This is a genomic window from Pseudomonas sp. WS 5059 (genome assembly GCF_012985525.1).
Taxonomy (GTDB): domain Bacteria; phylum Pseudomonadota; class Gammaproteobacteria; order Pseudomonadales; family Pseudomonadaceae; genus Aquipseudomonas.
The window spans coordinates 614,693-639,895 of the sequence record NZ_JAAQWO010000001.1 but is presented as its reverse complement, the minus strand read 5'-3'; the positions used below and the strand labels follow the sequence as shown (position 1 = coordinate 639,895).

At 61.2% G+C, this 25,203-nt stretch carries 20 protein-coding genes and 1 pseudogene; 15 read left to right on the top strand and 6 right to left on the bottom strand.

Annotation, left to right across the window (positions count from 1 at the left end; translation table 11 throughout):
• Positions 1-91: 91 nt before the first annotated feature.
• The 3 genes from HBO12_RS02790 (at position 92) to HBO12_RS02780 (ending at position 6,245) form a co-directional block, all read left to right on the top strand.
• Complete coding sequence (locus HBO12_RS02790) at positions 92-1,384, top strand: glycosyltransferase (RefSeq protein ID WP_170041364.1); 1,293 nt, start codon at positions 92-94, stop codon at positions 1,382-1,384.
• Positions 1,385-1,456: 72 nt separating this feature from the next.
• Positions 1,457-2,362 carry an AraC family transcriptional regulator gene (locus HBO12_RS02785; protein WP_169951808.1) on the top strand — a complete coding sequence of 302 codons (906 nt, stop codon included), beginning with the start codon at positions 1,457-1,459 and terminating at the stop codon, positions 2,360-2,362.
• A gap of 100 nt (positions 2,363-2,462) precedes the next feature.
• Positions 2,463-6,245 (top strand): hypothetical protein, encoded by a 3,783-nt coding sequence (locus HBO12_RS02780; RefSeq protein WP_170041363.1) that lies wholly within the window; start codon positions 2,463-2,465, stop codon positions 6,243-6,245.
• A gap of 71 nt (positions 6,246-6,316) precedes the next feature.
• Here the strand turns inward: HBO12_RS02780 and HBO12_RS02775 are convergent, their stop codons facing one another.
• Positions 6,317-6,589, bottom strand: coding sequence for a chitin-binding domain-containing protein (locus HBO12_RS02775; protein WP_170041362.1), 273 nt, complete (start codon positions 6,587-6,589; stop codon positions 6,317-6,319).
• A gap of 251 nt (positions 6,590-6,840) precedes the next feature.
• Between HBO12_RS02775 and HBO12_RS02770 the strand changes: the two genes are divergently transcribed.
• The 8 genes from HBO12_RS02770 (at position 6,841) to HBO12_RS02735 (ending at position 17,945) form a co-directional block, all read left to right on the top strand.
• Positions 6,841-8,151 carry an ABC transporter substrate-binding protein gene (locus tag HBO12_RS02770; protein WP_169951814.1) on the top strand — a complete coding sequence of 437 codons (1,311 nt, stop codon included), beginning with the start codon at positions 6,841-6,843 and terminating at the stop codon, positions 8,149-8,151.
• Between the two features lie 162 nt (positions 8,152-8,313).
• Positions 8,314-9,201 (top strand): carbohydrate ABC transporter permease, encoded by an 888-nt coding sequence (locus HBO12_RS02765; RefSeq protein ID WP_051903031.1) that lies wholly within the window; start codon positions 8,314-8,316, stop codon positions 9,199-9,201.
• 10 nt (positions 9,202-9,211) lie between these two features.
• Positions 9,212-10,042 carry a carbohydrate ABC transporter permease gene (locus tag HBO12_RS02760; RefSeq protein ID WP_170041361.1) on the top strand — a complete coding sequence of 277 codons (831 nt, stop codon included), beginning with the start codon at positions 9,212-9,214 and terminating at the stop codon, positions 10,040-10,042.
• A gap of 27 nt (positions 10,043-10,069) precedes the next feature.
• A complete protein-coding gene (locus HBO12_RS02755) occupies positions 10,070-11,173 on the top strand; it encodes an ABC transporter ATP-binding protein (RefSeq protein ID WP_169951818.1) in 1,104 nt (367 codons plus the stop codon).
• A gap of 17 nt (positions 11,174-11,190) precedes the next feature.
• Positions 11,191-12,663: a mannitol dehydrogenase family protein gene (locus HBO12_RS02750; protein WP_170041360.1), complete on the top strand. Its 1,473-nt coding sequence runs from the start codon at positions 11,191-11,193 to the stop codon at positions 12,661-12,663.
• Positions 12,664-12,714: 51 nt separating this feature from the next.
• Positions 12,715-14,196, top strand: coding sequence for a xylulokinase (xylB, locus tag HBO12_RS02745; protein ID WP_170041359.1), 1,482 nt, complete (start codon positions 12,715-12,717; stop codon positions 14,194-14,196).
• 12 nt (positions 14,197-14,208) lie between these two features.
• Positions 14,209-15,150 carry a carbohydrate kinase family protein gene (locus HBO12_RS02740; RefSeq protein ID WP_169951824.1) on the top strand — a complete coding sequence of 314 codons (942 nt, stop codon included), beginning with the start codon at positions 14,209-14,211 and terminating at the stop codon, positions 15,148-15,150.
• A gap of 140 nt (positions 15,151-15,290) precedes the next feature.
• Entirely contained in the window at positions 15,291-17,945 is a 2,655-nt protein-coding gene (locus tag HBO12_RS02735; protein WP_170041358.1) for an autotransporter family protein, read from the top strand.
• Between the two features lie 4 nt (positions 17,946-17,949).
• Here HBO12_RS02735 and aqpZ read toward each other — a convergent pair.
• A pseudogene (aqpZ, locus tag HBO12_RS02730) lies at positions 17,950-18,649 on the bottom strand (aquaporin Z).
• A gap of 134 nt (positions 18,650-18,783) precedes the next feature.
• Here aqpZ and HBO12_RS02725 point away from each other — a divergent pair.
• Positions 18,784-19,164, top strand: a complete 381-nt coding sequence (locus tag HBO12_RS02725; protein WP_170041357.1) for a hypothetical protein — start codon at positions 18,784-18,786, stop codon at positions 19,162-19,164.
• Here HBO12_RS02725 and HBO12_RS02720 read toward each other — a convergent pair whose 3' ends face one another.
• A complete protein-coding gene (locus HBO12_RS02720) occupies positions 19,165-19,422 on the bottom strand; it encodes a DUF1652 domain-containing protein (protein ID WP_169951832.1) in 258 nt (85 codons plus the stop codon). It lies immediately after the preceding gene.
• 247 nt (positions 19,423-19,669) lie between these two features.
• Between HBO12_RS02720 and eco the strand changes: the two genes are divergently transcribed.
• Positions 19,670-20,152: a serine protease inhibitor ecotin gene (eco, locus tag HBO12_RS02715; RefSeq protein ID WP_170041356.1), complete on the top strand. Its 483-nt coding sequence runs from the start codon at positions 19,670-19,672 to the stop codon at positions 20,150-20,152.
• Between the two features lie 157 nt (positions 20,153-20,309).
• Here the strand turns inward: eco and ilvA are convergent, their stop codons facing one another.
• Positions 20,310-21,356, bottom strand: a complete 1,047-nt coding sequence (ilvA, locus tag HBO12_RS02710; protein WP_169951836.1) for a threonine ammonia-lyase, biosynthetic — start codon at positions 21,354-21,356, stop codon at positions 20,310-20,312.
• 250 nt (positions 21,357-21,606) lie between these two features.
• Between ilvA and HBO12_RS02705 the strand changes: the two genes are divergently transcribed.
• Both HBO12_RS02705 and map read left to right on the top strand, forming a co-directional pair.
• Positions 21,607-21,807 (top strand): ParD-like family protein, encoded by a 201-nt coding sequence (locus HBO12_RS02705; RefSeq protein WP_169951839.1) that lies wholly within the window; start codon positions 21,607-21,609, stop codon positions 21,805-21,807.
• A complete protein-coding gene (gene map / locus HBO12_RS02700) occupies positions 21,807-22,562 on the top strand; it encodes a type I methionyl aminopeptidase (RefSeq protein WP_170041355.1) in 756 nt (251 codons plus the stop codon). Before HBO12_RS02705 ends, map begins: the two co-directional genes overlap by 1 nt.
• Before the next feature lie 33 nt (positions 22,563-22,595).
• Here map and HBO12_RS02695 read toward each other — a convergent pair whose 3' ends face one another.
• On the bottom strand, positions 22,596-23,537 hold the full coding sequence (locus HBO12_RS02695) for a magnesium transporter CorA family protein (RefSeq protein WP_170041615.1): 942 nt from the start codon (positions 23,535-23,537) through the stop codon (positions 22,596-22,598).
• A complete protein-coding gene (locus HBO12_RS02690) occupies positions 23,531-25,117 on the bottom strand; it encodes a RimK family protein (protein WP_178123665.1) in 1,587 nt (528 codons plus the stop codon). The genes HBO12_RS02695 and HBO12_RS02690 overlap by 7 nt, the downstream gene beginning before the upstream one ends.
• Between the last annotated feature and the right edge of the window lie 86 nt (positions 25,118-25,203).

Genomic DNA, 25,203 nt, shown 5'->3' with positions numbered 1-25,203 from the left:
TATGGCCGTCACAAATTGTCATGACAGCGCCTGGGCCGACGGCTGTGGTTTAATTGCGCCGCTTTTGCCCTGCCCTTGAAGGAGTTCGTCGTTGAAGAATCAGCCTGCCACCCAAGTCCTGGTCATCGGTTACGTCTGGCCGGAGCCCCGCTCCTCGGCAGCTGGCGGACATATGATGCAGATTTTGCAGAGCTTTCTTTCGCAAGGCTGGGAAGTAACCTTCAGCAGCCCAGCCGCTATCGGTGAACACAAGGCCGACCTTGCGGCACTGGGTGTTCGCGAATGCGCTATCGAGCTCAATAACCGCAGTTTCGACGACTTTATCCGTGAACTGGCCCCGGATATCGTGCTGTTCGATCGTTTCATGATGGAGGAGCAGTTCGGCTGGCGCGTAGAGAAGCATTGCCCGCAGGCCTTGCGCGTGCTGGAGACTTCGGATTTGCAGAGCCTGCGCGATGCCCGCCAGCAGCGCCTCAAGGACTACCTCAAGCACCAGCCGGATGCTGACGATTTCAGCCCGTTATTCGCCCAGGTCCTGGACCAGGAGTTCCAGAGGATGGCCGACACCGACCTGGCCAAGCGCGAGATCGCCGCGATCTACCGCTGTGATATCAGCCTGATGATTTCCGACGTCGAGATCCAACTGCTCACCGAGCACTTCAAGGTGCCGGCCGCCCTGCTCCACTGGTGCCCGTTGATGATCGAGGCGCCCAGCCAGGCGTTTACTCCTTATGAAGACCGCGCGCACTTCCTGAGTATCGGCAACTTCCGCCACGCACCCAACTGGGATGCGGTGCTCTGGATGAAAAACAGCCTCTGGCCGTTGATTCGCCAGCAGCTCCCCGGCGCCCAACTGCATATCTATGGGGCCTACACGCCGCCCAAGGCCACTGCGCTGCATAACCCGGCGCAAGGCTTCCATGTGATGAACTGGGCCGAGGACGCGCTGCAAGTGATGTCGGCGGCGCGCATCTGCCTGGCCCCGCTGCGCTTCGGCGCCGGAATCAAGGGCAAACTGGCCGATGCCATGCTCTGCGGCACCCCCAGTATCACCACTCCCATCGGCGCCGAAGGCATGGGCGACGGGCAACCCTGGCCGGGGATGATCGCCCAGAGCGCCACGGCCTTGGCCGCTGCTGCCGTGGCCCTGTACGCAGATCGGCAAGCCTGGACCGAGGCCCAGGCACATGGCGAGCAATTGCTGGCCCGTCGCTATGCCCCGCACAACCACGGCCCGGCCTTGGTCGAGCGCCTGCAACACTGCCTGGGCGAGCTGGCGCAACATCGGCGCGACAACTTTACCGGCAGCATGCTGCGCCACCATCTGCACAAAAGTACCCAATACATGGCGCAGTGGATCGAGGCAAAAAACCGCCCCATTTAAACAGCGGCGCTGGCGAGGTGACGTGCAACGGGGCATTATCGGCTGCGCAACCACAATAAAAGCGACGCCAGCATGAGCCGAGCAACGCGCATCACCGACCCTTCCTACGAGTTGATGGACGACCACAACGGCCTGTCCATCATCTATCGCCAGCATGGTTTCCCCTGCCCCCTGGTGCGCTGGCACTTTCATAAGGAATATGAGCTGCACCTGATTGTCGCCAGTTCCGGCAAGGTGTTTATCGGCGACTATATCGGCAACTTCTACCCGCAAAGCCTGTTCCTCACCGGTCCCAACCTGCCCCACAACTGGATCAGCCAGGTGGAGGAAGGCGAAGTGATCACCAAGCGCGACATGCTGGTGAATTTCACCGATCAGTTGCTGGAGGACGGCAGCCAGGTCTTCACCGAGTTCAAGAGCCTGGCGCCCTTGCTGGAGCGCGCGCAGTACGGCATCGAATTTCGCTGCAAGAACACCATCGCCCAGGCCATGACCCTGATGCAACGCATCGAGGATGCCCAGGGCATGGCGCGGCTGGGGCACTTCTTTGTGTTGCTGGAGGCACTCTGTGCCTGTGAGGACTACCTGGTGCTGTCAGGAGGGACTACAGCGCAGTTGGCCGATGAACACAGCATCGACCGGACCAACCGCGCGGTGGACTACATCTTTGCCCACTACGCCCGCGAACTGTCCCTGGAAGAAGTCGCGCAGTACCTGGGGATGAAACCCACCTACTTTTCCCGGGTGTTCAAGCAGGCCACCGGGCGCACCTTCGTCGAGTTCGTCAACCGCCTGCGCATCAGCAAATCCTGCGAGTTGCTGGCCGTGGGCGACAAGGCCGTGACCGATGTGTGCTTTGAGTCGGGGTTCAACAACATCTCCAATTTCAACCGGCGATTCCAGCAGCTCAAAGGCATGACGCCCTCACACTACCGGCGCTTGGCAGTGCAGCGCCTGACGGAACAGAACCTGGCCTGACAGCGACCACTCGTCGCCACTGTCAATTTTGACAGTTATATGCAGCAGCACCTTGGGTGTGTGATGTCCGTGGCCAGTTACCTATGCACACGGAGCACCCATGATGAAGAACACCGAGTCATCCAACCCGAGCACTTTGCCCTGCCTCCCCCATCCAAGACCTGTGGACCCAAGCGTTATCGACGACCTGGACCCGCCTGACGTCAGCGATGCGGTGCGCACGCTGCCAGACGCGGTGCTCGGCCTGGGGATACGCCACACCGAGCCGTGGCTGACCGTGCATTTCCCGCGCTGGACCCAATTGACTGTCGGCGATAGGTTGAACTTCTTCATGGGCAGCAACCGCTTTGCCCTTGTGTCGACGGAAATCCGCGATGAGGATCTGGACAAGACGTCGGTGGCGTTGGTGATTCTCCCGCCATTGGTGCCACTGGGTTATACCTACCCGTGTTTTTACGAGGTCATCCGCAGGGGCAGCGGCACCACCAGCAGCTCGCCCTACGAAACCTGGTATGTCAAGCGCACTCGCCCCGGCGGGGTCAGTAAAGATCCCGGGCTGGCGTATCACACGGAACTGGTGATACACCTGCCACCCGACCTGGAAGGCGGCGTGATAGACCCCCATCGCGCCGCCGAAGGGGTGGAAATGACGATCGACCCTTACCCTAACCTGACCGAAGGCGACACCGTCGAGGTGTATTGGAACGGTTACCCCATTTCCTTGAGGCTTGATGCCGAGCATGTCGCCGGCATCAAGCCGATCACCGTATTGGTCCCGGAATCAATCATCCTGCTGGGCGGCAGTGGGGTAGTGACTATTCGCTTCCGGGCCTACGACAAGGTGTTCAACTTCTCCGGGGAAACCCAGCAATGGTCGAAGGCGGTCACGGTCGACAGCGACCTGGACCCTTACCTGCTCGACGCTCCGCATTTTGTGGTGGACGGGGACTCCGTTATCGACGTCAACCTCGACATCCACAACGACTTCGATATCGAAATGGTGGTACCGCGGCGCCTGCCCAATGGCACCTCCACCCCTGCAGGCGCGTTGATCGTAGTGACGTTGCGAGGCGCCGATGCCGATGGCCTGCCGTTCGAAAGGACCCTGCCCGCGTTTCCAGCACGCATCGGCCTGTCGTCGTCCGTCGCCGTGGACCCCCAATACCTGCAGGCGGTGCTCAACGGCCACCTGCAAATCGAGTACAAGCTGACCACGGCCACGGGCGTGTTCCTCGCCTCCTCCCGACGCCTGAATATCACGGTGTTCGGCACCAGGAGCTCGATGCCGCCGATGATCATCGAGCAAAACGAGGGCGGCAACATTGTCCCGGACCATCCTTTTATCAAGGCGATTTTCCCGCGTTACACCCCATACGACCGCAACTACAGCGTGACCCTGCGCATGGAAGCCGTGCGCCCAGGCGGCGGCCTGGTGGTCTACGAAGAAACCCTGTTGGCCGGCGCCGAGCCGCCTCCGGAGCGTTTTCGCATTGTGCTCAAGGAAAATTTCGATCGCTTCGTCGGGCTGGGCACCGTACGGGTGTACTACCTGGTCGACACCGGCACCCTGGGCATCCTGAACCCCAGCATTCAGACAGTGCGCATGTCAGAGGTGCTGGAAGTCACCTTTGGCCCCCGCTATGCCGATCTGCCATCGCCCCTGATGCAATATGTCGATGAGTTCAACAACCTGGACCCGGCGCGCATCAAAGGTGGTCAGTTGCAGGTAACCCTACCCTACACGCGCACCGCCAATGGCGACATTCTGCGCTGGACATTGTTGGGCGCGACCAGCAACGGCACTGCCGGCGATGAGATACGCCTCAACAATGCAACAGCGGGCAAGCCGGTGGTATTCACCCTGGAAGAGGCGTTGATCCGTGCCAGCGAAAATGGCGAGCTGCGCCTGAGCTATTCGCTGGTGCCTGCAAGCGGTGGCGCCACGCTCTACTCGGACGTGTTAGTGGTCACGGTGGGTGCGGCCCTGGACCTGTTGCGCCCAGAGGTATTGCAAGCCCAGCGCTACCCCGACCAACTGTTGCCGGAGGCGGCGCTGAACGGTGCCACCATCACTGTCACCTACCCGCAAATGCTGCCTAGCCACCGTATCCAGGCCTGCTGGAGCGGTATCCCGCAATTGGGCACCTATTGCGAAACCAAGGATGGCAACACCTCCAGGACCCTGCATTTCGAGGTGCCGGCAGAGGTCATCGGGGCCAACCTCAGCGAATACGGGCGTTACATTCAGGTGCAGTACTTTGTATTGCTGGGTGCCCACCAAAAACCTTCGCCGGTATTGAGCCTGAATCTGTTGGCGCCGGTACTGCCCCTGCCCTATATCGAAGGCCATACCAGCAGCGTGCTGAATCTCAGCAACCTGGTCGGCTCCGAGCGCGCCATGGTTGATCGCTGGAACTTTATCAACCGCAATCAACGCATGTGGTTTGAACTGCGCGGCACCTCTGCCAATGACACGCCCTTTGTTGCCGTGCTCTACGACGGTGACCTGGTGACCTACAACGGCGAACAGATCGGGATCCGCCCCCAGGCGCCGGTGGCGCAATTGCGCCAGCTCAAGGACGGCTCACAACTTGTGATGCGCTTTGGGGTGACGTTTGACCAATCGACCGAACAGGCCAATGCACTGTGGTTCCCGGAACGCCGTTACACCGTGCAGGCCATTCCCGCCGAATTTCCAGTGCCCCGAGTGCTCGAGGCCACGGGTTCGGGAGCCGCGGTAACCCTGACACCGCTCAATGCGCAAAACGGGGCGACGGTAGAGGTGGCCTACAGCCCGATGTACACCACCGACAGCCTCACCCTGGAGGTACTGGGTGCCAGCGGGCCAGGGTCGGTGCAACTGGGGCCGAAAAATGGCGAAGCCAATGGCACGGTGACTTTCAGCCTGCCGGCCGCGTTGATTGCCGCCAATCTGGACAATCGCGACAGCGTGTTCACCGTGCAGTATTCCGTCTTGCGCAACGGCGTGCGCCGTTCGTCAACGGTGTTGAGCGTGACCCTCAAAGCCATTCCGGTGACTGAGCTGAAAAAAACCGTGCTGCGGATCGACGAGGCCGTCAGCGGTGTACTGGATGTGGGCGAACTGGCCGGCAACGCCACGGCAACCGTAGGTACCTGGCCACTTATTGCCAGGGACCAGCCCGTCTGGCTGCGCTTGCTCGGCAACCGGCCCAACGGTGCGGCCCACAACCTGACCCTGTTGGACGGTTCCTACGGCGACCGGGTGACCTCTGGCTGGTTGAGCCTTGGGTATCACCAGCAAACCATCCTCAATAGCTACCTGTCGGACCTGGGCAACAACAGCCAACTGACCCTGCAATTTAAGGTGGCGTTCAACAACAGCACCGAAGAGTCGCGGGCAATTGAGTTCCCGCCGGTCATTTACACCATCCGCAGCAGGATGATCACCGACGAGACGACCTTTACCGGCTCCTTCCTCAATGGTTGGCTCAGCCAGTGGCCCAATACCGGGATCCGCCGCGAGGCAAACGGCAATTACTACCTGCAAGCCGCCCCCTACCCCGGCAGTGGTGTGAGGATTTACAAAACCTTCACCCCCGCCGCAGTGGGCTACTATCGGGTAAGTTTGCGCTTCAGGATCAGCAAGTTCGCGGATATCGGCGGGCCGACCAGTGTATTTATTCATATAGGCAACTTGACCAAGAACGTGGCGATACCTAGCATCAATACGTGGTTGTATGCCGATGTGTATATGGGATATTTGCCAGGCCAGCCATTTGAGGCGTCAATTGCCATAACTAATCCGTCAACCGAGGGTATCTACGATTTTGACGACATCATCATCCAGCAGCGGCCTTATCCAAGTCAAATAACCCTGGAGCAGGAAGACGGGGTCGACTGATCTACTACTCACCCCCTGAAAACACAAGGCCCCCAGTGAAAACACTGGGGGCCTTGTGGGTTTACACGGGCTCACTCACATTGTCTGGTCGCTTCGTTGAACTCTTTGCCTGCCGGGCAAGTGTAGCGATAAAGCGTATATTTCTTAGTGCTTGAATTATACACACAGCGGTAATACCCACCGGCGATTTCGACACTTTTGAAATAACCCTCACGCACGCATTCATCAAAATTACCGGAAGAAGGTGACTGCCCTGTGCATGCACTGACAAACAGTGCGACGACCATGCCAAGAGCAACTTTGTAGAGCCAGTTAATGTCGGGTCTTACGGTGGAATAGTTCATGAACATATCCTCGGTTGGTTGTGCACAACAATTAACCCTTGATTCCTTTAGATCGTCTACTGTCAAAAGTAACAGGTCGCCCATGGCACCCATCGACCAGTGCAAAAAAGTATCAGTGCAAGTGTGTCCAAGGATTTGTCACCGGGCCTGCACAAGGCTGTAATCAACGCACACTCTTCCTGCTGCCCTGGAAGACACAACAACAATAACTGTCCTTCTGCAGCCCTCTGGGCGCAGATACGGAGTGCGCGATGAAGTTCCCAGCAAAAGCCCTGCTTGCCTGTACCTGCATGACCCTCAGCGCCGTCAGCCTGGGTGCACAAACCCTGACCATTGCCACCGTCAACAACAGCGACATGATCCGCATGCAAAAGCTCTCGAAAACCTTCGAGGCCGAGCATCCGGACATCAAGTTGAACTGGGTGGTGCTCGAAGAAAACGTGCTGCGCCAACGCCTGACCACCGACATCGCCACCCAGGGCGGGCAGTTCGATGTGCTGACCATCGGCATGTACGAAGCTGCACTCTGGGGCGCCAAGGGCTGGCTGGAGCCGATGAAGGACCTGCCGGCGTCCTACGACCTGGACGATGTGTTCCCTTCAGTGCGTGACGGCCTGTCCGTCAAGGGCACGCTGTACGCCCTGCCGTTCTATGCCGAAAGCTCCATTACCTACTACCGCAGCGACCTGTTCAAGGCCGCCGGGCTGAGCATGCCGGAGCATCCGACCTGGGTGCAGATTGGCCAGTTTGCCGAAAAACTCACCGACAAGAGCAAGGAGCAATACGGCCTGTGCCTGCGCGGCAAGGCCGGTTGGGGGGAGAACATGGCGCTGATCAGCACCCTGGCCAATGGCTATGGCGCGCGCTGGTTCGATGAGAAATGGCAACCCGAATTCAATGGCCCTGAGTGGAAGGACGCGCTGAATTTCTACGTCGACAACATGAAGAAGTCCGGCCCACCGGGCGCTTCCAGCAATGGTTTCAATGAAAACCTGGCGCTGTTCAACAGCGGCAAGTGCGCGATCTGGGTGGACGCCAGCGTCGCCGGTTCGTTTGTCACCGACAAGACCCAGAGCAAGGTCGCCGAGCATGTCGGCTTCACCTTTGCCCCGCAACAGGTCACCGACAAGGGCACTTCGTGGCTGTATTCCTGGTCGCTGGCGATCCCCACCAGTTCCAAGGCCAAGGACGCGGCCAAGGTCTTCAGTGCCTGGGCGACGTCCAAGGAGTACGGCGCGCTGGTGGCCAAGACCGATGGCATCGCCAACGTACCGCCAGGCACCCGCGCCTCGACCTACAGCGAGCAATACATGCAGGCCGCGCCCTTTGCCAAGGTGACGCTGGAGTCGTTGAAAGTCGCAGACCCGACCAAACCGACCCTCAAGCCCGTGCCCTATGTCGGCATCCAGTTGGTGACCATTCCCGAGTTCCAGGCCATTGGCACCCAGGTGGGCAAGTTCTTCGCCGGCGCCCTGACCGGCCAGCAGACAGTCGACCAGGCCCTGGCTGCCGCGCAAACCACCACCGAGCGGGAAATGAAGCGTGCCGGCTACCCCAAATAGCCCAGGCTCACCCTCGTAAATGTAGGAGCTGGCTTGCCTGCGATAGCGGTCGATCAGTTAACTGATTTATCCACTGACAGGCCGCCATCGCAGGCAAGCCAGCTCCTACATTGACCGCACTCCAAGGCTGATTCTGTTTGCCTCCAATGGGTTCTGATTGTCATGAATACGTCTAAAAGCCGCCTGCTCAACCCCGGCTGGTTCCTCGTCAGCCCCTCGGTGGCCCTGTTGCTGCTGTGGATGATCGTGCCGCTGGGCATGACCCTGTATTTTTCGCTGATCCGTTACAACCTGCTCTACCCCGGCGAAAACCAATTCGTGGGCCTGGAGAACTTCACCTACTTCGTCACCGATTCCGGCTTTTTGCCCGGTGCCACCAACACCCTGTTGCTGGTCGGCAGCGTGCTGCTGATCAGTGTGGTGCTGGGGGTGTTGATCAGTGCCTTGCTGGAGGCCAGCGAGTTTTTCGGCCGGGGGCTGGTGCGGGTGTTGTTGATCTCGCCGTTCTTCATCATGCCCACGGTCGGTGCGCTGATCTGGAAGAACCTGATTTTCCACCCGGTGTCCGGCGTACTGGCGGCGGTGTGGAAGTTGTTTGGCGCGCAGCCGGTGGACTGGCTGGCGCACTACCCGCTGCTGTCGATCATCATCATTGTGTCCTGGCAATGGCTGCCCTTCGCGATCCTGATCCTGATGACCGCCATGCAGTCCCTGGACCAGGAACAGAAAGAAGCCGCGCGCCTGGACGGTGCCGGCCCGATTGCGATCTTCTGGCACCTGACCCTACCGCACCTGGCCCGGCCCATTGCCGTGGTGGTGATGATCGAGACCATCTTCCTGCTCTCGGTATTCGCTGAAATCTTCACCACCACCAACGGCGGCCCCGGCTACGCCTCGACCAACCTCGCCTACCTGATCTACAACCAGGCGCTGGTGCAGTTCGACGTGGGCATGGCCTCGGCCGGCGGCTTGATTGCCGTGGTCATTGCCAATATCGCGGCTATCATCCTGGTGCGGATGCTCGGCAAAAACCTGACTGACAAGCCTTGAGGGCCGCGCCATGACGCTTCAACAATCCCGCCGCCTGCAAAGCCTGTTGCTCGGCACCCTGGCCTGGGCCATCGCGATCGTGATTTTCTTCCCGATCTTCTGGATGGTGCTCACCAGTTTCAAGACCGAAATCGACGCGTTTGCCACGCCGCCGCAGTTCATTTTCACGCCCACCCTGGAGAACTACCTGCACATCAATGAGCGCAGCAATTACCTAAGCTTCGCCTGGAACTCCGTGGTGATTTCCTTCAGCGCCACCGCCTTGTGCCTGCTGATTGCAGTGCCGGCGGCCTACTCCATGGCGTTCTACGAAACCCAGCGCACCAAGGGCACGTTGCTGTGGATGCTGTCGACCAAGATGCTGCCACCGGTGGGCGTGCTGATGCCCATTTACCTGCTGGCCAAGAGCATGGGCCTTTTGGATACGCGCATCGCGCTGATCATCATCTACACCCTGATCAACCTGCCGATTGTGGTGTGGATGGTTTACACCTACTTCAAGGACATCCCCAAGGACATCCTCGAAGCCGCGCGCCTGGATGGCGCCACCTTGTTGCAGGAAATGCTGCGGGTGCTGCTGCCCATCGCCAAGGGCGGCCTGGCGTCCACCGTGTTGCTGTCGCTGATCCTGTGCTGGAACGAGGCGTTCTGGTCGCTGAACCTGACCTCCTCGAATGCCGCACCGTTGACCGCGCTGATCGCCTCCTACTCCAGCCCCGAAGGTTTGTTCTGGGCCAAATTATCTGCCGTCTCGACCCTGGCCTGCGCGCCGATCCTGATCTTCGGCTGGATCAGCCAGAAGCAACTGGTGCGCGGCTTGTCCTTTGGCGCAGTGAAATAACGACCCCTTATAAAAAGGAGGCCCATCATGGCCAACCTGAAAATCACCAATCTGCAAAAAGGCTTCGAAGGTTTCTCCATCATCAAGGGCATCGACCTGCAAGTGAACGACAAGGAGTTCGTGGTATTCGTCGGGCCGTCGGGCTGTGGCAAGTCGACCCTGCTGCGCCTGATTGCCGGCCTTGAGGAAGTGACTGAGGGCACCATCGAACTGGATGGCCGCGATATCACCGAAGTGACCCCGGCCAAGCGCGACCTGGCGATGGTGTTCCAGACCTACGCCCTGTACCCGCATATGAGCGTGCGCAAGAACATGTCGTTTGCCCTGGACCTGGCCGGCGTCGACAAAACAATCGTCGACAGTAAAGTCAGTGAGGCGGCACGCATCCTGGAGCTGGGCCCGCTGCTGGAGCGCAAGCCCAAGCAGCTGTCTGGCGGCCAGCGCCAGCGCGTGGCCATTGGCCGGGCGATTGTGCGTAACCCGAAAATCTTCCTGTTCGACGAGCCGCTGTCCAACCTCGACGCCGCCCTGCGCGTGCAAATGCGCCTGGAACTGGCGCGCCTGCATAAAGAACTGCAAGCCACCATGATTTACGTGACCCACGACCAGGTCGAAGCCATGACCCTGGCCGACAAGGTGGTGGTACTCAACAGCGGGCGCATCGAACAGGTCGGCTCGCCGCTGGAGCTGTATCACCAGCCGGCCAACCTGTTTGTCGCAGGCTTTTTGGGTACGCCGAAAATGGGCTTTCTCAAGGGCCAGGTCACCCGGATCGAGGGCCAGGGCTGCGACGTGCAACTGGACGCCGGCACCCTGATCAGCCTGCCCTTGAGCAGCGCCAGCTTGCGCGTGGGCAGTGCGGTGACCCTGGGCATCCGCCCCGAGCACCTGGAACTGGCCGCGCCGGGCGATACCACCCTGACCGTCACCGCCGACGTGGGCGAACGCCTGGGCAGCGACACGTTCTGCCATGTGCTCACCACCAGCGGCGAGCCGCTGACCATGCGGATCCGTGGCGACATGGCCAGCCAGTATGGCGAGACCCTGCAACTGCACCTGGACCCGGCGCACTGCCATCTGTTCGACACCGACGGTGTGGCCGTGGCCCGCCCACTGCGCGCTGCCGCCTGATTTCGCGAGATTTTCTGATGAAACTCAATAAGCAAAACCTCACGCAGCTGTCGCCCGAAGTGCGCCTGCCCGCCTACACCATCGCCGATACGCGCCAGGGCATCGCCCATATCGGCGTCGGCGGTTTCCACCGTGCGCACCAGGCGTACTACACCGACGCCCTGATGAACACCGGCGACGGCCTGGACTGGAGCATCTGCGGCATCGGCCTGCGGGCCGAAGACCGCAAGGCGCGCGATGACCTGGCGGGCCAGGATTATCTGTTTACCCTGTACGAACTGGGCGATACCGACGACACCGAAGTACGAGTGATCGGTGCCATCAGCGACATGCTGCTGGCACAGGACGGCGCCCAGGCCTTGATCGACAAGCTGGCCAGCCCTGCAATCCGCATCGTCTCGCTGACCATCACCGAGGGCGGCTACTGCATCGACGATAGCAACGGTGAGTTCATGGCCCACCTGCCGCAGATCCAGCATGACCTGGCCCACCCCGACGCCCCCCAAACCGTGTTCGGTTTTATCTGCGCAGCCCTGACCCAGCGCCGGGCGGCGGGCGTGCCTGCCTTTACCGTGATGTCCTGCGATAACCTGCCGCACAACGGCGCCGTGACTCGCAAGGCGCTGCTGGCGTTCGCCGCATTGCGCGATGCCGAACTGCATGACTGGATCAAGGACCATGTGAGTTTCCCCAACGCCATGGTCGACCGCATCACACCGATGACCAGCACCGCGCACCGTTTGCAACTGCATGATGAACACGGCATCGACGATGCCTGGCCGGTGGTGTGCGAACCCTTTGTGCAATGGGTGCTGGAAGACAAGTTCGTCAACGGCCGCCCGGCCTGGGAACAGGTGGGTGTGCAATTCACCGACGACGTCACGCCGTATGAAGAAATGAAGATCGGCCTGCTCAACGGCAGCCACCTGGCCCTGACTTACCTGGGGTTTCTCAAGGGCTACCGGTTTGTCCACGAGACCATGAACGACCCGCTGTTTGTCGCGTATATGCGCGCCTATATGGACCTGGACGTGACCCCCAACCTGGCGCCGGTGCCGGGCATTGACCTGGGCGAGTACAAGCAGACCCTGGTGGACCGCTTCTCCAACCAGGCGATTGCCGACCAGTTGGAGCGGGTGTGTTCCGATGGCTCCTCGAAGTTTCCCAAGTTCACCGTGCCAACCATCAACCGCCTGATTGCCGAGGGCCGCGACACCGAGCGGGCGGCACTGGTGGTGGCAGCCTGGGCCTTGTACCTGCAAGGCGTTGACGAGAACGGCGTGCGCTACCGCATCCCCGACCCCCGCGCCGACTTCTGCCGGGCGCTGGTGGCGGATGACGCCTCGATCAGCCAGCGCTTGTTGGGTGTGGAAGAAATTTTTGGCACGGCGATTCCCAATTCGCCTGAGTTTGTGGCAGCGTTCGAGCGGTGTTTTGTCAGTTTGCGCGATAACGGTGTCACAAAGACCTTGAAACGACTTACCGACTGAAGAACCCCACATTGCTCGGGTTTTCACCCTGTTTTCTGCTGAGTAACCACCATGCCCCGCCAATCTCTGTTTCTTGGTATCGACTGCGGCACCCAAGGCACCAAGGCCATCGTCCTCGACGCCGCCAGCGGCCGGGTGCTGGGCCTGGGCGCCGCGACCCACAGCCTGATCAGCGGCGCCAATGGCCGGCGCGAGCAAGACACCACGCAATGGCTGGACGCCTTTACCCAAGCCACCCACCGCGCCTTGCAGCAAGCCTGTGTGGACGGCCAGGACATTCTCGGCATTGGCGTGTCCGGCCAGCAACATGGCCTGGTGCTGCTCGATGAGCAGGGCCAGGTGCTGCGCCCGGCCAAGCTGTGGTGCGACACCGAGACCAGCGCGGAAAACGCCCGGCTGCTGCAACACCTGGGCGGTGAAAGCGGCTCCCTGGAACGCCTCGGGGTGGCGATTGCGCCGGGCTACACCGTGTCCAAGCTGTTATGGACCCTGGAGCAACACCCGGATGTGTTCGCACGCGTCGCCCATATCCTGTTGCCCCACGACTACCTCAATTATTGGCTCACCGGCCGCGCCTGCGCCGAGTATGGCGACGCCTCGGGCACCGGTTATTTCAATGTCCGCACCCGGCAATGGGACCTGCCATTGCTGCGGCATATCGACCCCAGCGGGCGCCTGGAAACCGCGTTGCCAACCCTGATAGAAGCCAATCAGGCGCTGGGCACTGTGCTGCCGGCCATCGCCAAGCGCCTGGGGATCAACCCCGGGGCCATTGTGTCCAGTGGCGGCGGCGACAATATGATGGGGGCGATCGGCACCGGCAATATCAAGCCTGGAGTGTTTACCATGAGCCTCGGTTCGTCGGGCACCCTGTATGCGTTTGCCGATCAGCCGACTGTCAGCACCCAGGGCGCGGTGGCGACATTCTGTTCCTCCAGCGGCGGCTGGCTGCCGCTGATCTGCACCATGAACCTGACCAATGCCACCGGGGTCATCCGTGAGCTGTTCGAGCTGGACCTGGTGGCGTTCAACGTCCTGGTGGCCCAGGCGCCGATTGGCGCCGAGGGCGTCTGCATGCTGCCGTTTCTCAATGGCGAGCGCGTACCCGCCCTGCCCCACGCCACCGGCAGCCTGCACGGCCTGACCATGACCAACCTGACCCGTGGCAACCTGTGTCGCGCGGTGGTCGAAGGCACCACCTTTGGCTTGCGCCAAGGCCTGGACCTGTTGCGCCAGACCGGCCTGCAAAGCCACAGTATCCGCCTGATCGGCGGCGGCTCGAAAAGCCCGGTGTGGCGGCAGATGGTCGCCGATATCATGGACACCGAAGTGATCTGTACCGAACAAAGCGAAGCGGCGGCCCTGGGCGCGGCGATCCAGGCCGCGTGGTGCCAGTCCGGCGAAAGCCTGGAGGGGCTATGCGCGCGTTGCGTGAGTGTCGACCCGGCCAGTCGCACCCAGCCCGTCGCCGCCAGCGTCAGGGCGTACCAGCAGGCCTATGAACGCTATCAACAGCATGTGGCAACCCTTTAAGAGCGAATAATTATGTATCTGGTGTGTGGCGAAGCGCTGTTTGATTTTTTCAGCCAGGAGGATCCCAGCGGGCAGGCCTCCAAAGTCAATTTCAAGGCGCTTGCCGGCGGTTCGCCGTTCAACGTGGCGGTGGGGCTGCGCCGTTTGGGGATCGAGGCCGGGCTGTTCGCCGGGTTGTCCAGCGACTACCTGGGCCAGCGCCTGCGCCAGGTGCTCGAGGATGAAGGGGTACACGACGAGTACCTGTTGGAGTTTGCCGCGCCGACCACCCTGGCGATGGTCGCCGTGGGTGCCAACGGCTCGCCGCAGTACAGCTTTCGCGGCGAAGGCTGTGCCGACCGGCAGTTGCAGATCGAGCATTTGCCCGCCCTCGATGCGCAGGTACGCGGCCTGCATTTTGGTTCGTTTTCGTTGGTGGTGCAGCCGGTCGCCGATAGCCTGCTGGCCCTGGCCCGCCGGGAAAGCGGCAAGCGCCTGATCAGTCTCGACCCGAATGTACGCCTGAATCCCGAGCCGGATATCGAGGTATGGCGCCAGCGCGTGGCCGAGTGGGTGCAGCATGCCGACCTGATCAAGGTCAGCGATGAAGACCTGCACCTGCTCTACCCAGGCCAGGCCCCCGAAAGCGTGCTGCAAGGCTGGTTGCAGCAGCGCTGCCAACTGGTGTTCCTGACCCGTGGCGGCGATGGCGCGAGCGTGTTCAGCCGCCAGCATGGCAGTTGGTCGGCACCGGCCGTCAAAGTGGTGATGGTCGATACCGTGGGCGCTGGCGATACCTTCCAGGCGGCCTTGATCGCCTGGCTTACCGAGCAGCAGTTGGATTCGGTTGAGGGGGTGCAGGGGCTGGCCCGGGAACAGATCGACAGCATGCTCAAGTTCGCCATTCGCGCCGCCGCGCTGACCTGTGGCAAGACCGGGCCAGACCTGCCCTATCGCCAGCAATTAAACGCTTAGATACAGGCATAACTGCACAGTGCCATCACTGCAGGCCACGGATTTCGTGGCTTTCAGCCTTGCCTTAAACATTGCGATTCATCCCAGGCTGTACTAGACCCTAGTTACGTATATTTTTCCTACATGGGCAGGGATGATCGATGAGCAATGAACGGACTTTTTTCAAGCCAGCCGTTTTTGTAGTCGGCATTCTTTCACTCCAGACTCCTGCCCAGGCCGCATGCGTCCTCACCCCAGGCAGTGGCGACGACAGCTATACCTGCGACAGCGGCACCTCGGCAGGCGGCCTGACCGACGTATCCGGCAACAACAGCCTGACGCTGCCCACGGGGGGCTCCGGCACCGTCAATGGCAATGTGCTGTTCGGGCCGGGCGTCGATGGGGTCCAGATGAACTCCGGCAGCATCGTCGGCTCGGTGACCCAGGGCGACGGCGCCGATCGCTTCCAGATCAACGCCGGGACCGTCACCGGGGCAGTCTCCCAGGGCAACGGCATCGATGACTTTGTGATGGGCGGCGGGCAGATCCAGTCCCTGGCCCAGGGCGATGGGCGCGACACCTTCACCATGACCGGCGGCACCATCGTCGGCGCCTTTGAAGACGGCGATGTGGCCAGCCAGAGCGCCGGGACCATCGGCCGGGTGGACATGAAGCTGGACAACAACATCTATGACCTGTCCGGTGGCGCAATCCTCGGCAACCTGGTGACTGGCTTTGGCACCGACCGGATCAGCGTGTCCGGCGGCACCATTGGCGGCAACATCAGTGTCAGTGGCGGCAACGACACCCTTCTCGTCAGCGGCGGCGTGATCAACGGCGAGATCCGCGCCAGCCTCGGCAACGACACCTTCGAGTGGCGTTCGGGCGGCGTGATCAAGTCTGCGGTGCTGATGGGCGACGGTGACGACACGGCATTGCTGGCCAACCTCAACGAAACCCTGCTTGGCAGCACCCCCTCGATTGACGGTGGCCTGGGCAATGATCGCTTGGCCTTCGACAACACCACCTCAGGCAATGCTGGCCGCTATATCGGCTGGGAAACCTTCGACCTCAACAATGGCTCGCGCCTGGACCTGACGCAGGATCTGTTCCTGGGGGACAACACCAGCGGCACCGGGGTGTTGTCCATCGATAACAGCAGTGTGCTGGCGGTGACCCAAGGCAGTATCCGGCCCTACACCGCAGGCCAGTTGGCCACCCTGAACAATGCCGGGACCATCGACATGGCCAGCGCCAGCAACAGCGCCACGGATTCGTTGACGGTGCACGGCAACTATGTCGGTAACAACGGCCAGTTGTGGCTGCAAACGGTGTTGGGCGACGAGACCTCGGCCACCGACAAGCTGGTGGTGTCCCAGGGCACGATCGGCGGTAACACCCAGTTGGCCGTGAGCAACCTGGGCGGCCTGGGTGGGTTGACCCGCAACAATGGGATTGAAGTGGTGCAGGCGCTCAATGGCGCGACCAGCAGCAGCGACGCGTTTGCCCTCAAAGGCGCGGTGTCGGCCGGGGCCTATGAGTACTTCCTGTTCAAGGGCGGCGTGACGGCCGGTTCGGAGAACAGTTGGTATCTACGCTCTTCCGTGGTGGCCGTGCAGCCACCCGCCGTGCCCACGCCGCCGGTGGTTCCACCGGTGATCGTGCCAGAACCCCCTATCCCGGCCGTGCCTCCGGTGGTCGGCCCCGACGAGCCTTTGGTCGAACCCCCTACCGCGCAGCCCGTGGCTCCCGTCGAGCCTGCGCCGCCACCACCAACCCAGGTCCCGGCCGAGGTCTCGCCAACCCCTGCCGACTCCACGCCGCCCTTGCCCACCGCCGTGGCCGGCGCCGAGCCGATCCCGCTGTATCGCGTCGAGGTGCCGGTGTACTCGGTGGTGGTTCCGGCGGCCCAGCGCATGACCTTGCAGGCGCTTGGCACGTTCCATGACCGCCAGGGCGAGCAAAGCCTGTTGGGCGAGACCGGCACCGCCCCGGCTGGCTGGGGCCGGGCCTATGGCAGTGACTTCAAGCAGAGTTGGTCCGGCACGGTGTCGCCGAGTTTCGACGGTTCCGTCAAGGGTTATCAGGTGGGCCATGATCTCTATGCCTGGGCCACCGATGGCGGGCAACTCCAGCGCCTGGGGCTGTTTATCGGGCAAAGCCGCCTGCAGGGTGACGTCAAAGGCTTTGCCCTGGGTTTTGAAGACCAGCGTTCCGGGCAAGTCAAACTCACCGGCGACAACGTCGGTGCTTACTGGACGTTGACCGATCCCAAGGGCTGGTACGTGGACCTGGTGGCCATGGGCACGCGCCTGGAGGGTGACAACAAATCCGAGCGCGGGATAAAGATGGATACCAAAGGCCATGCGCTGGCCCTGTCTGCGGAGGCGGGCTACCCGTTCGCCGTTTCCGCGAACTGGGTGGTGGAGCCACAGGCCCAGGTGATCCACCAACAGATTGACCTCGATCGCCAGAATGACGGGATATCCAGTGTGTCCTTCGACTCCCAGGATTACTGGACCGGGCGCGTGGGGGCCCGCTTGAAAGGTCGCTACCTGCTGCAAGACACCCCCGTTGAACCCTACCTGCGGGTCAACGCCTGGCGCACGTTCGGTGGCAGCGACACGGTGACTTACGATGACATTGATCGGATCAAGACTGACCACAAGTCAGCCTATGCCGATCTGGGCGTCGGCGTGGTCGCCAAACTGTCCGCCAGCGTCAGCGTGTACGTGGCCGCCGACTACAGCACCCAACTGGACACCAACACCCTGGAGGGCGTGAGCGGCAACGCCGGCATCCGCATGAGCTGGTAGCGGCTCACGGCCGCTCCCGTACGGCCCTGGCCACCATGGCCCCAAGGATGCCCCCGGCCAGGGGCACCAGCCAGAACAGCCAGAGTTGCTTCAGGTAATCGGCGCCGGCAAACAGTGCCGGGCCGGTGCTGCGGGCCGGTGCTGCGGGCCGGGTTGACCGAGGTGTTGGTCACGGGGATCGACACCAGGTGAATCAGGGTCAGCGTCAAGCCGATGGCTATCGGCGCAAACCCGGGCGCGGCCCCGGGCGCTGTCACCCGCATGACGATAAACACCAGGAAGAAGGTGCCCACGCTTTCCACCACCACCGCGGCCAGCAGGCTGTACTGCCCCGGGCTCAAGGCGCCATAGCCATTGGCGGCGAACTCGCCGATTTCAAACCCCGGCCGGCCACTGGCGACCAGCGCGAGGATCGCCGCCGCAACCGTCGCCCCGGCGACCTGGGCAATGATGTAGGGCAACACATCCATTGCCGGTAGACGCCCTGCGACCCACAAGCCAACGGTGATCGCCGGGTTGAAATGCGCACCACTGATACTGCCTACCGCGTAGGACATGGTCAGCACACTCAGGCCAAACGCCAGCGCTACCCCCGCAAACCCGATGCCCAGGCCGGGAAACGCGGCCGACAGGATGGCGCTGCCACAGCCGCCGAACGTCAACCAGAAGGTGCCGAGAAACTCTGCTGCGATTTTTTGTTGCACGCACTACCTCAGCCACTGCCGACAGATTTGGCGAAACACTAGCAGCGAGATGGGAACGTGCCGTATCGGATTTGTCTGAGGCTTGCCGCACAGCTTATTCTTGGGCCCTTCTGAAACGGCCGAAAGGACTCGCCATGCGCCTCAGCTTCCACTCACTCGCCACCTTCACTGCCGTGCTATGCCTGGCCCTGGCGATTGCCTGGGGTGTGCGGCCCGACCTGCTGCTGTGGCTCTGGGGGGTGCAATACACCGATGCCAGCGGCCTGGTGGCGCGCCGCAATGCCATGCTGTTCCTGGCAATCGGCATCATGTTTTATCGCCTGCGTCATACCGCCCCGTCACCCACCCGCAGCGCGCTGGTGTCCGGCTTTATTGTCGGTTGCCTGGGGTTGGCCGCATTGGGGATGGGCGAATGGCTCAATGGGCATGCTGGCCCGGGAATTCTGTTGGCCGTGGGCACGGAGCTGGTGCTGGGCCTGGGGTTTATCCAGGCCCGCAAGCCCAACGTGGGCTGATCAGTAGAGCCTGGCGCCGGCCCTGCGCGGGGCGGGTGCGTGGGCGTGATGGAGGTCTCCACGCAGCGTCGTGATCAAGTTACAGATGGCACGACTGCTGTCGAGTTTATCGGCCTGGATGCCGGTGACAGTCATGTTGGTGCCATCGTCGTCGTAGATTCTGATGGTCAACGACGCATCCTGGGCCTTGATGCATTCACAACGCCTGGGCAGGAAGCTTCCTTCAATAAGGCCGCGTAGTTCCAATTCCGAAAGCATGGCTGAACCTCTCCTTTTTTTGAGACCGCCAATGAATTTTTATAGCTATCAATAGTCTGACCGCTGCCTTGCCAACCCTGGCAGGCACGTTCCATTACAAAGCCTACTCCTTGTGTTTTTTGGCGTAGGATCCTTTCCTCATAAGCACCAGCAACCCTTATATAAGTTGCTGCTGGTTTGCACGGCCGGACGTTGGCGTGCAGCGTGGCAGTGACCGTTTCAGCGCCCCCCAAGATAAGGACGTCCCATGACTTCTTCTGCACTCAACATCCTTTGCGTACTGGCCATGAGCATGTTGGCCGCCCAGGCCCATGCCGCCAAGCTTGAAGATATCGCGCCCTACCCCAAGGCCGATGCCGGGCAGGTTCGCCAGGTCATCCACTTGCCCGCAAAGCCCCAGGAGCAGGACTTCAAGGTCGAAATCCTCGCCGGTAAAACCTTGCCTGTGGACTGCAACCAGCAGCGACTGGGTGGTGTACTGGAAGAGAAAAACCTCGAGGGTTGGGGTTATCCGTTCTACCGCCTGGAGAAGGTCAGCGGCCCCATGAGCACCATGATGGCCTGCCCCGGCGGCAAGACCCGCGAGGACTTTGTGCCGGTGGTCGGCGACGGTTTTGTGCTGCGCTACAACAGCAAGTTACCCATCGTTATATATGTTCCAAAAGATGTCGAAGTGCGTTACCGCATCTGGTCGGCATCGAGCACCGTCGAGAAGGCCAGGGTGCAGTAGCGCCTCACATCAAATGTGGGAGCGGGCTTGCTCGCGAAAGCGGTAGGTCAGTCAACATCAATGTTTGCCGGGCCGACGTCTTCGCGGCGATGCGGCGATCCGACAAGCCCGCTCCCACAATGGACGAGGTGTAGTTGCTGGCGCCATCGTAGCCTCGCTAACGCTCGACAACGCCTACATTCAGGCTGTGCTGTTGCGCCGCCACTCGCTCAGCCACGTGGCGCAGGCTATCGAAGTTGATGTTGGCCCCGGAGTTGATCGCCACCAGCGTCTGCCCCCGGGCCCCGGTGCGTGTCACATAGCGGCGGATCCCGGCAACCGCCAGGGCACCGGAGGGCTCGGTGATGGAGCGAGTGTCGTCGTAGATCAGCTTGATCGCGCTGCACAGTTCATCGTTGCTGACGGTGATCACTTCATCGACATGCTCGCGGCAGATTTCAAAGCCGTAGGCGCCGATCTGCGCCACTGCGGTGCCATCGGCAAAGCTGTCGACGCTGGGCAATATCACCCGCTCGCCTGCACGCAAGGCCGCCAGCAGGCAACTGGAACCTTCAGGCTCCACGCCTATGACCCGCACTTGCGGGCGCAAATACTTGATGTAGGCCGCGATGCCGGCGATCAAGCCACCACCGCCCACGGGCACGAAGATCGCGTCCAGTGCACCTTGTTGCTGGCGCAGGATTTCCATGGCAACGGTGCCCTGCCCCGCGATCACGTCGGGATCATCGAACGGCGACACAAAGGTCGCGCCCGACTGTTCGGCCAACTGCAACGCGTGGGCCAGGGCGAACGGGAAACTGGCGCCGTGCAACACCGCGTCGGCGCCCCGCGAACGCACGCCAAGTACTTTCAATTCGGGTGTGGTGCTGGGCATCACAATCGTCGCCTTGATCCCCAACTCGCGCGCCGCCAATGCCACGCCCTGGGCATGGTTGCCTGCCGAGGCGGTGATCACCCCGCAGGCTTTTTGCGCCTCGCCAAGCTGCACCAGCTTGTTGTAGGCGCCGCGAATCTTGAAGGAAAACGTCGGCTGCAGGTCTTCGCGCTTGAGCAGGATCTGATTGCCAAGCAACGCCGACAGCGCCGGGGCGGCCTGCAACGGCGTGCGTACCGCCAGGTCGTAGACCGGCGCGGCGAGGATTTTCTTCACGTAATGCTCAAGCAATCCATCGTCGGCGGTGGACTGCGGCAGCGGGCTACTCATGGGTGTCTCCTGGCGTTTGACAGAGCCCTGGAGACGGAAAAACAAAACCCGCCTCTAGGGCGGGTTTGGGTACAGCCGAACGCTATCCCGCCAAATGAGGAATGGCGGTAATAATGCTTGGCTGGGAACGATAGGTTTGTAATGTCATGCAACAAAACTAACCGCCGGTCCTGGGCAAGTCAACACCGGGGTTTACGAGCGATATACGAAACGTATACGCTTTGTATATAAACCCTACACAGTGAACCCCATGGGCATCGTCAAGATCACCGACCAACTGCATGAACAAATCCGACTGGCCAGCGCCACGATGGACCGCTCCATCAACGCCCAGGCGGAGTTCTGGATCAAGATCGGCCTGCTGGCCGAACTCAATCCGCACCTGGCCTACAACGACCTGATCAACAAACTGTTGCTCGACAAGCCCGACCTGATCCGGGGGCGCAGCTGATGATCAAGACCCCTGCACAGATTGCCGTGATGCGCGAAGCCGGGCGCCTGCTGGGCCAGGTGTTCACTATGCTCGACAGCCGCGTCGCGGCCGGCCAGACCACCCTGGAACTGGATGCAGCCGTCGAGGCATTTATCCGCCAGGACCTGCAAGCCCGCCCCGCCAGCCTGGGGCAGTACGACTACCCCTTCAGCATCAACACCTCCATCAACGAGGTGGTGTGCCATGGCATGCCAAGTGCCAAGGACGTGTTGAAGGATGGCGATATCGTCAATATCGACATCACCCTGGAAAAAGGCGGCTTTATCGCCGACTCCAGCAAGATGTACATGATCGGAGCCGTCGCGCCCAAGGCCCGGCGCCTGGTGGAGCAGACCTTCGAGGCGATGTGGGCCGGTATCCGCCAGGTCAAGCCCGGCGCCCGCCTGGGGGATATCGGCCATGCGATCCAGAGCCACGCCCAGGCCAATGGCTACAGTGTGGTGCGCGAGTATTGCGGGCATGGGATTGGCCGGGAAATGCATGAAGAGCCGCAAATCCTGCACTTCGGCCGCCCAGGCACCGGCCTGACCCTGCGCGAAGGCATGGTGTTCACCATCGAGCCGATGCTCAACCAGGGCAGCGCCAAGGTGCGCAGCCTCAAGGATGGCTGGACCGTGGTGACCCGTGACAACAGCCTGTCGGCCCAGTGGGAACATACGGTGGCCGTCACCGCAGAGGGTTTTGAAGTATTGACCCTGCAGGCCGGCGCCTAAGCCCGCCTGCACCGGCGCGAATGCGGGGCCCGGTCACCCCGCTTTGCCGCCGCCCCTGGCAATCCGCCGCAGCCCCAGCACCATCCCCGCCGCGCCCAACGCCATTGCCAGCAAAAACAGCGGGTACGCCACCCACCACGGCGTCCCCGCCGTCATCATGCTGAACTCGGACATGCCGCCAATGCTGGCAATCAGGTTCAGCGGCAGGAACACCACGTTGATCAGCGTCAGCTTGCGCAGCAGGTTGTTCATGCTGTTGTTCATCAGGTTGCCCCGGGCATCGATCAGCCCGGAGAACACGTTGGAGTAGATCTCCGCCTGCTTGTAGCACTGGTTGTTCTCGATGATCAGGTCGCCGATCAGGCCCAGGGTCTGCGCGCTGAAGTGTTCTTTTTCGCCGTGGTTGCGCAAGCGCGTCAAGACCGCGCCATTGCTGTGCAGCGCGTTGATGTAATAGATCAGGCTCTCGCTGAGGCTGAACATCTGCATCAGGTGGCGGTTGCTCATGGAGGCGTTGAACTGCTGCTGCAACTCGCGGGCGACCAGCTTGATCACCTTGAGGTGGCCCAGGTAGTGGTGGATGTTGTTCAGCAGCAGGTCCAGCAACACGTCCAGCGGTGTATGCAGCGGTCGGCGCGCGCCGAGGCCCGACAACTGGCTGTCGTCGGTAGCAATCACCAGCAGGCGGTCGGGGGAAAACAGCAAGCCACAGGACGACACTTCAAACACCAGGTTGCTGCCCCCGGAGTAGTTTTGCGGGCGCTTCCAGATCAGAAACAGGTTGTCTGGGTGGAATTCGATGCGCGACACCTCGTCCGGGTCCAGTGCCGACGCCAGCGCGTGCTCATCGACTTTATAGCGCTCGCGCAGCAATTCACGCTCATCGCTGTCGGGGTTGTTGAACAGCAGGATCTCGGCATTGTCGCGCTCGGTGCGGCGCAGCGCACCCTCGTTGAGCTCAAAGCAGATCACCAGACCTGGCCCTGGCGTTTGAGCTCCAGGCGGCGCACGAACTCTTCCAGCACCAGGGAGTACAGGTCGTCCTGCAAGTAGGCGTCTTCGATCCCGGCGTCCATGTTCGGGTTGTCGTTGACCTCGATCACCACCACTTTGTCGCCGGACTGCTTCAAGTCCACGCCGTACAAGCCATCGCCGATCAGGTTGGCGGTCTTGACTGCCAGTTCCACGACGGCCTTGGGGGCCTCGTGCACCGCCAGGGTCCGGCATTCGCCGTTGATATCCTGGCCGATGGCCTTGTGGTTGTAGATCTGCCAGTGGCCCTTGGACATGAAGTATTGGCAGGCAAAGATCGGCTTGCGGTTGAGTACGCCAATGCGCCAGTCGTACTCGGTATAGAAAAACTCCTGGGCCAGCAGCAGCACCGAGTGTTCGAACAGCTCGGCCGTGGCGGCCAGCAGCGCCTCCTGGCTTTCCACTTTGATCACCCCTCGGGAGAAACAACCGTCGGGGATTTTCAGCACCAGAGGAAAGCCCAGGCGCTCGCCGACCCGTTCGAAATCTTGCGGTCGCTCCTTGTACAGAATTTCGGTGGCGGGCATGCCCAACTGATGGCTCTTGAGCATATCCGTGAGGTAGACCTTATTGGTACAGCGCAGGATCGACGCCGGGTCATCCATTACCACCAGCCCTTCACTCTCGGCTTTCTTGGCGAAGCGGTAGGTATGGTTGTCGACACTGGTCGTCTCGCGAATCAACAAGGCGTCGTATTCGGCCAGCCGCGCGTAGTCCTTGCGTTCGATCAACTCCACATCGATCCCCAGGCCCTTGCCCACCCGCACGAAATTTTCCAGGGCCTTGGCATTGGACGGCGGTAATTGCTCCTGGGGATCATGCAGGATCGCCAGGTCATAACGGGCCAGCCGCCGCGAACGGGGTTGGCGCCAGATCCGGCGACTGAAGTTGTCCAGGGCATGGGCGAATTGATCTTCCTGATCATCGCGCAACTTATGTAAGACTCCAGACTTGATACCTTCGATATGCCAGCCGTTATGTTTACGAAACTCAACTAACAGGATCGGGCACGGGAAAGCCTCAAATAACTGCCGGGCCAAATCCTGCAACGGTTCAATATTGGTCCGGCCAAAATAAAGTGTCAGGGTAAAACCTTCGGTATTGCTGTAAAGGTGATGACTCAATGCTTTATCGAGGGTTTTATCCAGGTCATCCAGGGCCAGGCCATACAAGGATTTCTTTGTCAGCTCGCTGATGGTGCGCACCGACGGGATCACCTTGTGCCCCCGCGCCTCGGCCAGCAGCGAGCAGTAGTAGCCATGCCCCAGGTACTTGTAGCTGCGGCACAGGTTGATCACCTGGACCCGTTTGCCCGCCTCGTTTTCCCGGGAGTGTTCGAGGTATTCCTGGGCGGTGACTATATCTTCGCTAGGGAAGTACGAGGCCCAGTCTTCCTTGCGTTCAACAATAATCACGACTTGGCTTGGGCTCTTGGGCGGGGTAGAAAAATATCCGCTGGAAGTTATTGTCGCCGCGACGGTTTGCTCGGATACTTCTCGCCAATGACTTTGTACCGCTGACATATTGATTGATCCGCTAGAGAACTTGACCTTTTCTATTAAGCACGATCTTTCACAGAAGTCTCGTTTAGTTACGCAACTTTTACGGC